1 protein-coding gene is annotated in these 1,233 nt (G+C 69.7%); it reads right to left on the bottom strand.

Features of this window, described 5'->3' with window-relative positions; all coding sequences use genetic code 11:
* Window positions 1–196: 196 nt before the first annotated feature.
* A partial coding sequence (gene glmM, locus AC2VOP_RS18940; protein ID WP_486962398.1) for a phosphoglucosamine mutase occupies window positions 197–1,233 on the bottom strand: 1,037 nt, incomplete at its 5' end.

Genomic DNA, 1,233 nt, shown 5'->3' on the forward strand with positions numbered 1-1,233 from the left:
CTTGATGACACGAGAAAACGATTCGTCGGGCGAACGCCGGGCAGCTCGCAGGCGTTCGTATGCCTCGAGATCGATCGATATGGTCTTGGTGGCCATGTTGCATGTATACATGCATGAGTACATGTACGCAATGCGTCTGCTGCCACCGTTCTCCCATGACGGGTATGACGGCGGGCGGGGCGCGCCGGTTCCCGCATCAGAACTCGGCGCGCACCGTCTCCGCGACGCTGACCGCGATCCGGCGCGCGGCCTCGGCATCGGCGGCTTCTACCATCACTCGGACCAGATGTTCGGTTCCCGACGGGCGCAACAGGATTCGCCCGGTGTCGCCGAGTTCGTCCTGTGCCCGCCGCACCGCCTCGCGCACCGCGAGTCTGCCGGCGGCGCTGGCCTTGTCGGTGACCTCGACGTTGATCAGCACCTGCGGCAGCGCGCGCATCGCCGACGCGAGGTCGGCCAGCGAGGCGCCGGTCTGGGCCATCCGTGACATCATCCTCAGCCCGGTGATGATGCCATCACCGGTGGTAGCCAGCTTCGGCAGCACGATGTGCCCGGACTGCTCGCCGCCGAGGGTGTAGCCACCGGCGCGCAGCTGCTCCAGGACGTGGCGGTCGCCGACGTCGGTGGTCTGCACGGCGACACCGGCCGCGCGCATGGCCAGATGCAACCCGAGGTTGCTCATCACCGTGGTCACCAAGGTGTCGCCGACCAGCTCGCCGGCCTCGCGCATGGCCAGGGCCAGCACCACCATGATGGCGTCGCCGTCGACAATGTTGCCGGCGGCGTCGACAGCCAGGCACCGGTCGGCGTCCCCGTCGTGCGCCAGGCCCAGGTCGGCGCCGTGAGCGACCACGGCAGCCTGCAGCGCAGCCAGATGCGTGGAGCCGCAGCCGTCGTTGATGTTCAGCCCATCGGGTTCTGCGTTGATCGCGATCACCTGGGCGCCAGCGGCGCGGTAGGCGCGCGGCGCGGCCACCGACGCCGCTCCGTGGGCGCAGTCCACCACGACCGTCAAGCCATCCAGCCGGGCGGTGCCCGCCGTGCGCAGGTGACGCAGGTAGCAGTCCAGCGCGTCGCCGGCGTCCACCACCCGCCCGAGCCCGGCACCGACCGGACGCAGCCCCGGACCGGCGGCGACCAGATCCTCGATCTGGTCCTCGGTGGCGTCGTCGAGCTTGTGTCCGCCCGGGCCGAAGAACTTGATGCCGTTGTCGGGCATCGGGTTGTGCGACG

The organism is Mycobacterium sp. TH-M106 (genome assembly GCF_057473765.1).